This is a genomic window from Paraburkholderia acidiphila, assembly GCF_009789655.1.
Lineage (GTDB): Bacteria > Pseudomonadota > Gammaproteobacteria > Burkholderiales > Burkholderiaceae > Paraburkholderia > Paraburkholderia acidiphila.
Genome location: NZ_CP046911.1, coordinates 1,136,573 through 1,150,280 on the forward strand (window position 1 = coordinate 1,136,573; position 13,708 = coordinate 1,150,280).

Here is a 13,708-nt window from a genome sequence, read left to right on the forward strand (position 1 = left end):
CCCGGAAGGATGAGCGCCTTGTCACTCAGTTTGGTGGTGCGAGGTGACAGACGCTCCGGAGCCATTCAAGTGGGGTGGTGCGGGGTGAACGGTGGCAGGCGCTGGCGGTTTGAGCGGCTTTCTTTTGCCTACTTTTCTTTGCCGCTGCAAAGAAAAGTAGGTGCCGCCCCGCACAGGGGCAACGCATGAAGTACCGCCGCGAAAACAAGGAAAAGCCAAAACAGCGAAAACCACGACAACCAAACCGGCTCACGACTCCTTCCCATGATTCATCTTCTCGGCATGCCGAAAGTCCTTCGAATGAATGCCATGCTTCTTGAGCAGCATCTGCAAATGCGACCGGTTCATATCGCAGCGCCGGGCAAGCTCGGCCACCGTGCCCCCGGTCTCCAGCAACCCGCGCTCGAGAAACGCGCGCTCAGCCTCGTCACTCGCGGCACGTTTCGCATCGCTAAGCGATAAAGGCGCGCCAGCCGCCTCGGCCTCGACTGCACGAAGCGAGAGCGCCGCAGGCTTAGGCCGAATATCGTCGGGCAAATGCTCGATATCGGCAGTATCGCCAGCAAGGCACGACAACCGGTACACGAGATTGCGCAACTCGCGAATATTCCCCGGATAAGCGTAAGTCAGCAGAAAATCGCGCAACTTGGGCGTGAGCTTCAGAGGCCGGCGCTTAAGCTGCGCAGCAGCCTCATCACCGAAATACGCAATGAGCAGCGGAATTTCGTCGTTGCGCTCGCGCAGCGCAGGCAGCGTGACATGAATCACGCTCAACCGGTAAAAGAGATCCTCGCGAAACAGCCCTTGCGCCGCAAGTTCACGCAGGTTGCGATTGGTCGCCGCAACAATGCGCGTGTCCACGCCAATGGGCTCATCGGAGCCCACCCGCTGGATTTCGTGCGATTCGAGCACGCGCAGCAATTTCACCTGTCCCTGCAGCGGCAACTCGCCAATCTCGTCCAGAAAGATCGTCCCCGAATGCGCGCTTTCGAATTTCCCTTTGCGATCGCTCGACGCGCCCGTGAACGCCCCTCGGCGATGCCCAAACAATTCCGATTCGAGCAGGTTCTCGGGTATCGCACCGCAGTTGACCGAGATGTACGGCCGGTCGGCACGCGCACCGTTCGCGTGGATCACCTTCGCCATCAGCTCCTTGCCCGTGCCGCTCTCGCCGTCGATCAGCACGGGCAGGTCGGTCGGCGCCGCCTTTTCCGCGATCTCCAGCGCGGCCAGCAGCTTCGGGTTGTCGCCGAAGATGCCTTCGAATATGAAGCTGCGCTCGATGAGCGCCTCGCGCCGCCGGTGCGCGGAAGGCGCGAGGGCATCTGGCTTCGCGAGCGCATCGAGCGCCTCGGGCGCTTCGGCCGCCGCCTCGACAAAGCGCTCCTTGCGCGAGAGTTGCATGACTTCGTCGCGCAGTGCGTTCGATTGGTTCAAGAGCTTTTCGATATCGGTGCGCTCGAGCCGCGGCGCCCAGCGCAGCGTGGAGCGCAGGATCTCGATCTTCTCGAGCAACCCCGCATAAGACACCACGGAGCTGCCGAATCCATGCGGGTCGAAGAGTTTCATGATGCCCCCAGCTGCTTTTGAACAAGCTGGTAATACATGCCCTTGCGCTCGACGAGTTCTTCGTGCCGCCCCTGCTCCACGATAGCGCCTTCGTAGAGCACGAGAATCTTGTCCGCCCGCATGATGGTGCTCAGCCGGTGCGCGATGATGAGCGCCGTGCGGCCCTCCAGAATGTCGTGCATGTTCGAGAGGATGTTGCTTTCCGACTGCGTGTCGAGCGACGAGGTCGCTTCGTCGAACACGAGCAGCCGCGGGTCGTGATAAAGCGCGCGCGCAATGCAAAGGCGCTGGATCTGGCCGCCCGAAAGGCCCATGCCGCGCTCGCCCACCACCTGCTCGTAGCCAAGCGGCATCTTGCTGATGAACGCATGCGCGTCGGCCATGCGCGCCACTTCCTCCATGCGCCGCCAGTCCGGCGTTGCGTCGCCGCAGGCGATGTTCTCGGCAATCGTGCCGGAAAACACAAGGTTCGTCTGCATCACATAGCCCACCTGGGCCCGGAAATACGCGTGGTCGATCGCACTCATGTCGTAGCCGTCCACGTTGATCTTGCCTTCGGTCGGCGCGTAGAAGCCCACCAGCAGCTTCGCGAGGGTCGTCTTGCCGGAGCCGCTGCGCCCCACGATCGCCACCATCTGGCCGCGTGCCACCGAGAAGCTGATGTTTTCCAGCACATAAGGCGTTTCGTTGCCGCCATAGCGGAAGTACACGCCGTCGAACTCAATATCGCCCTGCAGGTCCGGCAGCAGCACGCGCGAGCCGAGGTCGGCGGGCTTCTGCTCGGGCTCGATGTCGAGCACGTCGCCCAGCCGCTCCATCGCGACCGCCGCGTCGTTCATGAGGCTCCATAGCCCGACCAGTCCCATGAGCGGCGCGAGCACGCTGCCCATGAACGCGTTGAACGCAATGAGCTGCCCGATGCTCAACTCCTGATCGAGCACGAGCGTGGCGCCCGCCCACAGAATCACGATCGTGGTGGCGGCGTTGAGCAACTGGCTGCCGAGCCCCACCAGAATGTTGAATGCCTGCGCGCGATACTGCACTTCGAGCGACTTCGCATACTTGCGCTCCCACTTCAGACGCACCGCTCGTTCTATGCCCATGCCCTTCACGGTTTCGACACCGCCGAGCGTCTCCATCAGCATGGAGCGCGCGTCCGTGGACACCGAAAAGACCTCGCGCGCATAGCGTTTGATGCGCGGCGTGGCAATGGCGGTGAGCGCCATGATGGGAACGACGAACGCGATGAGCAGCAGCGTCAGCTTCACGTTGTAGAGAAACATGATCGTGAAGTAGATGAAGATCATCAGGAGATTGAGCGCCGTGGTCACCGTCGATTCAGTGAGGAACGCGCGTATCGTCTGGTTTTCCTGGAAGCGCGCGAAGATATCGCCCGTTTTGCGGCGCGCGAAGAACGAGAACGGCAGCGACATCGTGTGCTTGAAGAATTGCGACATCATCGCGAAGTCGAGACTGCGCACCATGAAGTTCGACAGATGCGCGCGTATCGTCGTCATGAGCTGCGTAAACACGTGCGAGATAATGAGTCCCACGATCAGGAGATGCAGCAGGCTCACGTTCTGATGGACGATCACGCTATCGAGAATGTTCTGGATGATGAGCGGCGGCACCACGCCCAGCAGCTGGATCACGAAGGTCGCGAGAAACAGGTGGGCGAGTATTTTCCGGTACGGCAGCAAGTAACCGATGAAGCGCACCCACGGCGAGCGCGTCGCCGCCTGCGCGCCGGTGGTGTCGCTCGCGGTGAACAGCAGGCACGTGCCATTCCAGCCGCGCTCGAATGCTTCGACGCTCAGCTTGCGAAAGCCGAGCGCCGGGTCGGCCACCCGCACCCACTGCTTCGACACGCCGTACACGACGATATAGTGGTAGCCCTCCCAGTGCGCGATAAAGGGCAGCTCGAAGCCTTGCAGCGCTTCATAGGTGCACTGCACGCCGCGCGTGGTGAAGCCGAGCGCCTCGCCCGTGCGTGCGAGACTCTCTAGCGTCGCGCCCTGTGTCGTCACGTTCGCGAGGTCGCGCAGCTTGCCGAGCGTCATGGGAATGCCGTAGTGGCGGCAGATCATCGCGAGGCACGCCGCGCCGCAGTCCATCTCCTCGGCTTGCTCGACCAGCACGAAACGCTTGACCACGCGCTCGCTGAATTTCGCGTCCGCGCCGCTGTCCACGGCAACCGGGCGGCTGCGGCGCTCCGCGAGCTTCTTCTGCCGCTGCAATTCGCGCTCGTTGAAGCGCACGCGCTCTTCCAGCACCTCGCGCAACTTGGGATTGCGCTCCAGCATGAAGTGCACGGTCTTTTCGGGTATCACCAGCAGCCGGACATCGGTGAGCGCCGTGACGCTCGCGGGCTGATCCTGGCGAAGCAGGCACGCGCGTTCGCCGAAAATCTCCCCTGCGCCGAGCTTCGCAATTTGATAGTCGGTGCCGTCTTCCTCGCGCGCAATGTTGACCTCCCCCTGCCGCACGACATACAGGCGCATGTCGCCGCTCGCGCCTTGATGAATGATCTCCTTGCCCGCGCTCACACGCTTGACGCCCACGCTCGACACATATTCTTCGAGTTCGGCGCGCGTCAGCTTGCCGCGCAGATCGAAAAGCCGCGTGACGAAGCCGCCTGCCGAGCTGATCGCGACATAGCTCGTCACGAACGACTGCGCGGCCGGATTCGCGGCGAGCAGTGGTTCGAGCGCGGCGCGCGGGATGCACAGCACCTCGGTTTTCGCCGAGGCGCGCACCGACACTTCGTGCCAGTAATCGCGCAGCATGGCGATCTCGCCGAACACTTCGCGTTCCTTGCGCACACCGAGGCTCATTTCCTTGCCGCGCTCTTCGGCAATCAGGCGCACGGAGCCCGAGCGGATCACATAAAGCCCGGCTGCGGGCTCGCCACGCTTGCAGAGCGTGTCGCCGAATGCGTAGCTGCGCGTTTCGACCTGCGCGGCAAGCCGGTCGAGTTCTTCGCGCGAAAAGAGCGAAAGCGGTTCGACCGATGCGAGAAAGTCCGCCAGGGAAGGTGCGCTGGCCGGTGCGGGCGCCTGAGTGTCCATCAGCGTGGCTCTGCGTGCTCAGTGCGCGTCGATGATGTGTTCTTGCGCGCGCTCCGCAAGCCACTCCTCGCGCAAAAGCCGCCGCACCTCGGAAGCCACATCCGCTTCGAGCGACGCCGGATGCTTTGCGGTCACGCAGAAAATCTCGAAGAACGAGCCATCCGGCGCGGGAAACGGGCCGAGCAGGTCGCCCACCTGCGCATTGAACACCTTCGCCTCGATGTCCGTTTTCAGGGACCCCCGCAACACCTTGCCGATCACGCCGCCGCGCTCGCTCGTGTCCGCGATCGAATGTTCGCGCGCCATTTCGCCGAACGCCTGCGGTTCGTCCTCCAGAATCGACATGACCTCGCGCGCCTTGCCTTCCGAATCCACGACGATGTGGCTCACTTCAATGCTGTCGAATTTCGGCGAGTTGAGCTTGAAATAGCTTTCGACTGCCTCGTCGTTGCAGATCAGGTTAAATGTCTTCTCCTGATAGAGCGTGTCCGTAATGAAGCCCTCGAATTCGTCGAGGCTGATCCCGAACACATCGAGGTAGCGGTTCATGTCCGCCGCGCGGTGCAAACCCCGCACGCGGCGAAACTGGTCGGCGCGCTGCTGGATTTCGTCGGGCTCCACCTGTACGCCCATTTTCTTCGCGGCGATGACCGTGAGCCGGTCGCGCACCTGCTGTTCGACCAGGCTTTCGAACTGCCCCGTGAGTTTCAGCACGCGGATGAAATCTTCCGTGCCGATCGCTTCATCGTCGATCCGTACGATTGTCGTCATTGCGTTCCCCTGAGTTCTGATACCCGAATTCTGGGCGGGCTTGCGCCTTCAACCCGCGATTTGCCGGAACGGGTCCAGCGCGAAATCGATCAGGCGCCGCTCGCGCACCACGATTTCGGCGGTCGCCGTCATGCCGTAGCGCAGCGGATACGTCGCGCCGCCAATCGAAAAATGGTCGCGCGCAAGACGCACGCGCCCTTCGTACACCGGCTCCTTCGTCTGCGCCTGCGGCTTCGTGGTCGGCGAAATATATTCGAGCGTGCCGTCCACCACGCCATAGCGCTGATATGGAAACGCGTTGAATTTGAGCTTGACAGGCAAGCCCTCATGCAGGAACGCGCGGTCCTGCTCCGCGATCGCCACCTTCACGACGGGGCGCGCATTGGCAGGCGCAATGCCTCCGAGCGGCGTGTTCGCCTGGATCTTGTCGCCGGGCTGCGTCGTCGTCACGTCCGTAATCACGCCCGAAACCGGCGCGAGCACGAGCAGGAAGTTGTCCTTGTCGATGTTCTCGAAGCGGATGCGTGCCGCGGCGTCGGCCGCCAGGCGTGCGGTCTGCACCTGCAGACGCAGCTTGTCCTCGGTATTGGCGATTTCGCGCTCGGTCGCGTCGTATTCGATCCGCAGCGACGTGAGCTGTTCGGCGCTGCCTTCGAGTTGCGCCTTCGCCTGCGCGAACTCGTGGCTCGTTTGCGCCTGCAGTTCGGTGAGCCGCGCCTGCGCGATGCGGTAATTATTGTCGGCCTGGATGAACGCGCTGCGCTTTTCGTCGACCTGGCTTTGCGACACGCCGCCGCCGCCAGGCAGCGCGATCAGGCGCTCGTATTTGTCCTGATCTTCCTTCGCGAGGTCGCGCACGTGGCGCGCATTATCTATATTGCCGCGCGCTTCGTCGAGCTGGGCGTTCTCTGCCTGCTGAATCTTGCTCGTGCCTTCCGCGACGCGCGTTTGATGCATATGCTCTTCAACGTCCATCTGCGCCTTGAGCGCCTCGGCCTTGCGCTCCATCAGCGCCTTCTTCTCGGGAAACTCCTTCCAGTCGCGTTCGGCGTCGTCGAGCTTCAGGCGCGCGTCGAGCGCGTTGGTCGCCGCCTGGATCGCTCCGCGCGCGTTGATGCGTCCAATCACGTCGTCCTTCTCCACGGGCTGACCTTCGGCGATATAGATGTCCACGAGCTCGCCATCCACCGGCGCGTAGATGCGGCGCACTTCGGACTCCGGAGCAAGCGCCCCCTGCGCGCTGACAATGACATCGGCGCGCCCGACGAACGACCATAGGAGCGCACACACCGCGAGCGCAACCATCGTGATGATCGTGGCTTCGATAAGACGCCATGGGCGCGCGGTGAGGATCGCAACGCCCTCCTCGCTGTGGTCCCCCAACGCCTCGCCAAGCGGTCGCGGCGGTTCAGGCGCCGCATGCGCGCCAAACCTGCCGAACGCTTTGCGCACGCGCTCAATGAGCGGGGACGGATTCATCGTGCCCTCCCGCTTGCGCAAGCTTTTCGAGCGTGCCCGCATGGGCGGCGAACGGCGGCGTGGAGAAGTGGGCGGCAGCCAGGCGGTCGTGCACGGCTTGCACGTGGCCCGCATGCGCCTCGCTATCGATCTGCTGATACTGGTCGACGTCGTCGCGCACGGCGTCGAGCCCGGCGAGGCGCGGATAGCGCTGCGCATAATCGCTCAGCATCGCTGTGAGCGCGTCGAAACGGTCGCTCGCGAGTGCGCTGTCGACGGCCTCATGGATACGGTCGAGCGCAGCCACATAAACCGAGTCGTCGCTCTGCAGCTTGCGCAAGTGGCTAAGCGAGTCCGCATACACTGCGGCGAACGCCGGCACATACGCGGAGATACGGTCGAACGCACGCTGATGCTCGCCGGGATCGTCGCTCCAGCGGCTCGTTAGCGCGTGGATCGGCGCTTCGTCGCGGTAGATGCGAATCGGCGCAAGCGGGCCGCCCCGCCCTTGCACGAACGACTGAAGCGCGCCGATCCAGCCGATGTTTTCCACGAGCGGCGCGGCGTCCGGATTGTGGCGCGCCAGCGTGCGCATGTCTTGCACGATGGCGCGCGCGCGATCGAACGCACGCGCGTTGATCGCGGCAACCCAGTCGGGCACGTTCGCCTTGATGAGCGCTTCTGTCCCCATCGTGCGCCACGTGGTGTCGTTCGGGTGACGCGTGAGGTATTGATCGGCCATGCGCGCCGCGCTTTCGAACTGGCCGCTCGTGAGCAGGGCCTGCATGTCGCGTTGTGGCGCGCCCTGAAAATACGTGAAGGCAACGAGCGCGACGATCACGGCGATCCCGCCGCCGCCCCACCGCGCGAACGCGCCCATGTTGATTTTTCCGCTGCCGCCCAGCGCTTCGCTCAACTCGCTAAGGAAGACCTCGATGCGGCCGCGCCGGCGTCTCGCGTCGTGGCCCGGTTCTGGTGCGGGTGGAGGCGCATCGGGATTGATCTCGTCGTCCTGTGCGGGCGCCGGAGGCGTGCAGAAAATGTCGAGAAACGAGTGCGCGCTGCCAATAAAGGTCGTGCGGTCGGCGTCTTCCGCGAGCACGTTGGCGCGGCGCTCGCGCGTCGCCGTCACGGTGGCATCGCTCACACTCGTGTTTTCGAGGCCAACGCGGTAGACGAAGTGCTCGCCGCCGAATGCGATGCGCTGGCCGTCTTCGAGCCGGACTGCGTGATCGTCGAGCCGCTGTCCGTCGAGGAACGTGCCGTTGGTGCTCCCGAGGTCTTCGACATACATCGCGTCGTCTTCGGCATAGATGTGCGCATGACGTCGCGACAAATAGTTCACCTGATGCGGAAACGCGTCGTGATACTGCGAGAACGTCTCGTCGGCCTTGCTGATCAGGAACGGAAAACTCGTGACGACGATCTGCTGCAAGCCGAGATCGGCGCGCTCCGGCGTGAGCGTCACCACGGTGGCCCGCACGGCCGCGTGCGCCGTGCGCGGCGCGAAACTCACACGAAACGCGAGCGCACCCGCAAAGCTGAGTTCGTCGCCGTCGTTGAGCACATGGGGCTTCTGGGTGACTTCGATACCGTTGACCGCCGTGCCGTTCTTGCTGCCGAGGTCGGCCACATAGGCCGACGCGCCCTCGCGGAAGATGCGCGCGTGACGGCGCGAGACATCCACCACGACGTCCGGCCGCGCCGCGGCAAAAGGCGGCTGGGTCCGGCCAACGGCGAACAGGTCCTTGTCGATGCGGATCTCGCCCAGCTCCGTATGCGATATCGGCCGCAGCACGATATCGAACGTCCGGTCGAGCGACGTCTGGCTCTCGGCCATGGAAGCGGCGTCAGGCACCATGATTCCGCCAGCGATCAGCAATTGTCAGCCAGGCCGCGCGTGGCGCAAGCGCCGCGTGCGCACCGACTCTCGGTGAGAAGCCGCGCGCCTTGCACAGGGCGATCGGGGTGTTAGAAAAGTGTAGGCGACTGTTGGCTGGAGTCAAACAACTGGCGTGCACCGCCGCAACGAACGCGCTCACTTGACCGGCGCTGCGGACACAGCGGAATTCGAGGCCACGTTGGCCACATCGACGTCGGGCCAGCCGCCGCCGATTGCCTTATAGAGGGTGACAGTGTCGCTCAGGATCAGCTCATGGTTGGCCAAAAGCGACTGTTCGGCGTTTGCGAGCGAACGTTCGGACTCCAATACTTCGAGCTGCGATACGAGCCCCTCTTTCAACTGCGCCTCGACCTGCGCCGCGACGGTGCGCAGACGCTCGTTTTGCTGCAGTAACTCGATGCGTTGCTTTTTATGCGCGTCGAGATTCACGAGCGCGTTCTCGACTTCTTCGAACGCCGTGAACACGACCTGGCGATACTGCTCCTCGGCAACCTTGCTCTCGGCCTCGGTCGTCTTGATGTGGGCGTGCACGCTCGGGTCGAACATCGGGAAATCGATGCTTGGCATGAAGCTCAACGTGAACACCTTGAAGAGATCGGAAAGCGAGAACGCGGCCGTACCGGCGCGGCCCGTGAGACTGAGGGTCGGCAATTGCGCGAGCCGCGCGGAACCGACTTGATCATACGATTCGAGAATGCGGTACTGCGCGGCCACCACGTCGGGGCGGCGGCCCAGCAACTGCGCGGGCAAGCCCATGGGCACGTCCGGCAGCTTCACGCGCTCGCGCAACTGGCCCGCCGGCATCCTGAACTCGCCGGCGGGCACGCCGACCAGCGTGCACAGCGCGTTTTCGGCGGTATCGCGCTCGCGGTGCAGCTCCAGCAGTTCGTTCGCCACGCCATTGACTTCGGCGCCCTGGCGCAGCACTTCGGTTTTCGGCGCGACGCCGTTTGCGTACATCTGCTGGTAGATGGTGAGAATCAGCTTGTTCCTTCTGAGCGTGTCTTCCTCGTCGCGGATCTGATCGTCAAACTGGAGGATCTGGAAATAAGTGCTCGCCACATTCGCAACGAGCGTCAAATAGCCTGCACGCCAATCCGCTTCGGTAGCGTGATACTCGGCTTTTTGGGCCTGCACGCTTTTCTCGACTTTGCCCCAGATATCGATATCCCAGTTCACCTGCGTGGCGACGTTGTAGGTCTTCGAGAGCGCTATCCCCGTGCTCTTCTCATAATCGATACCCGCGCCCGCGTCGACGGTGGGCAGCGCACCGGCCTGCACTTCCCCGATCTGCGCGCCGGCCACGCCAATGCGCGCCGCCAGCACCCGGATATCGACATTGCCCGCAATCGCCTTTTCAATGAGTGTATTCAGGTAGGGATCGTCGAACTCTTTCCACCACTGCGGATTGACCGTATCGGCCGCGGAAAACGTGCGGTTCGTGTGCGCCCACGCGTCCTTCTCAGGCATGCCGGGGCGCCGGTACGCCGGCGTGCTCAGATCCGTGCAGCCGCACAGCGCCACGGCACACAACCCTACCGTTCCGACCAAACGGGTCAGCCAGCGCGACGCGCCGCCTTGTACGTTTGCGGCGGACGGCGAGAGCAGTGTGTTCACGATCGACTCCGAGGAGTGTGGCGAAAGAGCGGTGGGCAGCGGATGCGGTGGTGGGCGGCGCCGTGGAGGCGGGTAAGCCTCCACGGCTGGCGGCACGATCAGAAGTTGATCGTGTTGTGCGCCGTTTGCATCGGGTTGGTCGACGAGGCGATGCCCGTCGCGAACGCCACGTCGTTGCCCGTGTTGCTCGCGATGCTGTTGGTCTGGCCGATCACTTGCTCGGCGGTGAAGTTGGTGCTGCTGACCTTCACGGTCGGCATGCTCGGATAGAGGATGGGCAGCGGGCCGAAGCTCAGGCCGCCGCCGTGCACGGCGCTCATTTCACGGCTGTCGAGTTCTTGTGCGACGCTCAGGTCGGCAATCATCAGCTTGCTCATGGCAGTTCTCCAGAAAAGGAATGCAACGGTGTTGAGTTTTGAGCTGCAAGGTTGCGGGCTCGGATCCAACAAGGCATGAGACATGCCAGGTGCGCGAGCGTGCGAGCGCAACGCGGCGCATCGCCCGCTGCATAAGGAGGGTTCTGGAATATCCGGAGTCTCACGCGCAGCGAGGCGCGTTCGCTGATCGTGGGGTGTGATGGGTTTGCGCCAACTCGTGATTCGAGTTGTGTTGGCGAACTGCTAACACAGGTGGGCAGCGTGCCGTTAAAGCGTCGCAAACATTGAGTGCAGCATCATGACGTGCCGCAGGAATCGTATGGATCACTTAACGTAAATGGTGATCTTCTTCGAATACACCGGCGGGTTGTGCGGCACATGGTGCGCGTCGCCCATCAGTAGCTGCAGCGTATGTTTGCCCGGCGGCAACTGCAGCGTCGTTTCGGTCTGGCCGGCGCCGAAGTGCAGATGATTGCGATCGGAGGGAATGGGCTGGTCCATTGGCGGCAAGTCCGTATCGACGAGCAAATGATGGTGGCCCGTATTGGGAAACTCGACTTCGGCAGGCGCCACGCCCATGTTGCGCAGCCCGAACCACACGCGAAACGGCTTGCCGGCCGGCATGACCTGGCCGTCGTTGGGCCAGCCGATATAGACGTGCGCGTTCGGGTCGGCCGGCGTCGTGCCTGCATGCGCCGCACCGCCCGCGAGCAGCACGAGGCTGGCAGCAAAAACGAGGAACCTGTTCATGGCATGCACTCCCGCTTCTTTTGCGCTGCGGCTAAAGACGGATGTCCTTGGCTATTTCACCGTGATCGTGATCTTCTTCGAGTAGACCGGCGGATCGTGCGGCACGTGCCTGTAGTCGCCCATCAGCAACTGCAGCGTGTGCTTGCCCGGCGGCAACTCGATCCGGGCTTCGGTTTCGCCCGCGCCGAAATGAAGATGATTGCGATCCGACGGGATCGGCTGATCGAGCGGCGGAAGGTCCGTGTCGATGAGCACGTGATGATGGCCGGTATTCGGCTTGTCGATCCCCTTGGGGCAGACGCCCATGTTGCGCAGCCCCATGCGAATCCAGAACTTGCCGGTAGGGATCGTCGCGCCATCCGGCGGCCAGATGATGTAGACCTCCGCGCCGGGCGGCGAAGGGGTGCGCTCGGCAAACGCGAGGCGCGGCATCAGAACGGCCGCTGCCAGGGCCAGCAGGGTTGCTCGTCGTTGCATCTTCGTGCTCCTCGTTCGGCAGACGGCGCACGGCTTTGGAGTTCGGTGCGTGTTCTACAGCTTAGGTCGGATTCATGCGGATGGAGATAAATCGGCGTGGCGCACGCGCTTGCCACCGAGTTACAGCATCGCCCGGCGTGCGTGCTATTTTGTAGTTGTGCGCAGGCAGTGCCGGGGCCGGCGGCGGCCGGCGACCGCAGCGGGGTAGCGCACTGTCGGCAGTGAAAGACGATGATGCCTGGGCTGGCACTTCAGCTGGCATCTGATAGGGAGAACGAACATGAGGCAGCTAGTGTTGCCTGTGTGCCTGTTGATCTCGCTCGGCCTGACCTCGACGCTGCGTTCAGCCGCGCCGGCTGCGCATGACCGTTCGGCTCAGGCTCGCGCGCAGCCGCAGGTCGAGCCGCAAGACGCCGGTGGGTATGCAACCACCCCTGGCGCGCACGTGCGGACCACAGCGGCCAGCGCCGCGCGGCAGCGCTATGGCGTCGCGATCGTGCGCGTGGGCCTGATGCCGAAAGACACCTCCCAGGAATACGAAATCACGTTCTGGAATTCGATCAAGGACAGTCAATACCCAAGCGACTACGAGGCATACCTCAAGGCCTATCCGAACGGGCGCTTCGCGCCGCTCGCACAGGCGCGCCTCGCGCGTTTGCGCGCGGAGGCGTCGAAACCGGCTGCGGCGTCCGCTGCGAGCGCAACGTCCGCCATGCACCCGGCCAGCAACCCCGCTGCCGCCGCGCCCGTGCCTGCGCCCGCACCGACGCCCGCACCGCCACCCGCATCCCAGGCAAAGGCACCGCCCCCTCCGCCCGCCCCGCCAGCCGCGCAGACGAAGGCCGCGCCCGCCTCCGCACCTCCCGCAGCGGCCACCGCGGCAGCGACGGCCGCCGCCGCAGTGGCTGCGAAGGGCAATCCCGCCATTTCGAAACCGGGTCCTCACGACATTCAGGACTGCCCATCTTGTCCGGTGCTGATCGCGGTGACGCCTGGTAACTTCACCATGGGCATCGACAACGACGACGTATCGGAGCGGCCCGCGCACCGTGTCACGATCGGTCATAGCTTTGCGCTCGCGAAATATGCGGTCACGGTCGCGCAGTGGAACGCATGCGTCGCCGCCAGCGCGTGCCCGCACCTGTCGACCGAGAACAATGCGTCGCCGAATGCACCCGTACGCGATCTGAGCTGGGACGACGCGCAGCAATACGTCAAATGGCTTTCGAAGATCAGCGGCAAACCCTACCGCCTGCCGACGGAGGCGGAATGGGAATATGCGGCGCGCGCCGGCACCGAAACGCGCTACTGGTGGGGCAACGACATGCGCAAGGGCACGGCGAACTGCAAGGATTGCGGGCCCCCGTGGCACGTCGAGGCGCCCAACGACGTCGGCTCTTTTGCGGCCAATGCGTTTGGCTTCTATGACATGGCCGGAGGCGTTTGGGAATGGGTCAGCGACTGCTGGCACAACTCGTACAAGAACGCCCCGAACGACGGCCACTCATGGGACGAGCCCAACTGCCAGACGCGCGTGATCCGCGGCGGATCATGGCGCGACGGCGCGGGCTATATGCTCGCCGCCACGCGCTTCAAATACGACAGCAGCGTTCGCTACGAAGCCAATGGTTTTCGCGTAGCGCGCGACATGAAATAGCGCAGCAAACGTTGCAAGTCTCGCAGGCAAGCGTACAGCCGCTTCCTTGAATTTGCCTGGG

Annotated in this window: 9 protein-coding genes and 1 pseudogene; 1 reads left to right on the forward strand and 9 read right to left on the reverse strand. The window is 63.6% G+C overall.

Going from position 1 to position 13,708, the window contains the following annotated elements; translation table 11 throughout:
- Nucleotides 1-249: 249 nt before the first annotated feature.
- The 9 genes from FAZ97_RS29390 to FAZ97_RS29430 form a co-directional block, all read right to left on the reverse strand.
- Entirely contained in the window at nucleotides 250-1,569 is a 1,320-nt protein-coding gene (locus FAZ97_RS29390) for a sigma-54 interaction domain-containing protein (protein ID WP_158762239.1), read from the reverse strand.
- Nucleotides 1,566-4,637, reverse strand: coding sequence for a peptidase domain-containing ABC transporter (locus FAZ97_RS29395; RefSeq protein WP_158762240.1), 3,072 nt, complete (start codon nucleotides 4,635-4,637; stop codon nucleotides 1,566-1,568). The genes FAZ97_RS29390 and FAZ97_RS29395 overlap by 4 nt, the downstream gene beginning before the upstream one ends.
- An 18-nt stretch (nucleotides 4,638-4,655) precedes the next feature.
- On the reverse strand, nucleotides 4,656-5,408 hold the full coding sequence (locus FAZ97_RS29400) for a peptidylprolyl isomerase (protein ID WP_158762241.1): 753 nt from the start codon (nucleotides 5,406-5,408) through the stop codon (nucleotides 4,656-4,658).
- Nucleotides 5,409-5,456: 48 nt separating this feature from the next.
- Nucleotides 5,457-6,887: an HlyD family efflux transporter periplasmic adaptor subunit gene (locus FAZ97_RS29405; RefSeq protein ID WP_158762242.1), complete on the reverse strand. Its 1,431-nt coding sequence runs from the start codon at nucleotides 6,885-6,887 to the stop codon at nucleotides 5,457-5,459.
- Nucleotides 6,865-8,727 (reverse strand): FHA domain-containing protein, encoded by a 1,863-nt coding sequence (locus tag FAZ97_RS29410; protein ID WP_158762243.1) that lies wholly within the window; start codon nucleotides 8,725-8,727, stop codon nucleotides 6,865-6,867. The genes FAZ97_RS29405 and FAZ97_RS29410 overlap by 23 nt, the downstream gene beginning before the upstream one ends.
- A 177-nt stretch (nucleotides 8,728-8,904) precedes the next feature.
- A complete protein-coding gene (locus tag FAZ97_RS29415) occupies nucleotides 8,905-10,239 on the reverse strand; it encodes an efflux transporter outer membrane subunit (protein WP_233271931.1) in 1,335 nt (444 codons plus the stop codon).
- Nucleotides 10,240-10,484: 245 nt separating this feature from the next.
- Complete coding sequence (locus FAZ97_RS29420; protein WP_158762244.1) at nucleotides 10,485-10,763, reverse strand: hypothetical protein; 279 nt, start codon at nucleotides 10,761-10,763, stop codon at nucleotides 10,485-10,487.
- A 324-nt stretch (nucleotides 10,764-11,087) separates the two neighbouring features.
- Nucleotides 11,088-11,513 carry a DUF4399 domain-containing protein gene (locus FAZ97_RS29425; RefSeq protein WP_158762245.1) on the reverse strand — a complete coding sequence of 142 codons (426 nt, stop codon included), beginning with the start codon at nucleotides 11,511-11,513 and terminating at the stop codon, nucleotides 11,088-11,090.
- Between the two features lie 51 nt (nucleotides 11,514-11,564).
- The gene (locus FAZ97_RS29430; RefSeq protein ID WP_158762246.1) at nucleotides 11,565-11,990 is read right to left on the reverse strand and encodes a DUF4399 domain-containing protein; all 426 of its coding nucleotides are present in this window, start codon (nucleotides 11,988-11,990) and stop codon (nucleotides 11,565-11,567) included.
- Nucleotides 11,991-12,414: 424 nt separating this feature from the next.
- Between FAZ97_RS29430 and FAZ97_RS29435 the strand changes: the two are divergent.
- Nucleotides 12,415-13,647, forward strand: a pseudogene (locus FAZ97_RS29435) (formylglycine-generating enzyme family protein); the annotation flags it as partial.
- Nucleotides 13,648-13,708 lie beyond the last annotated feature (61 nt).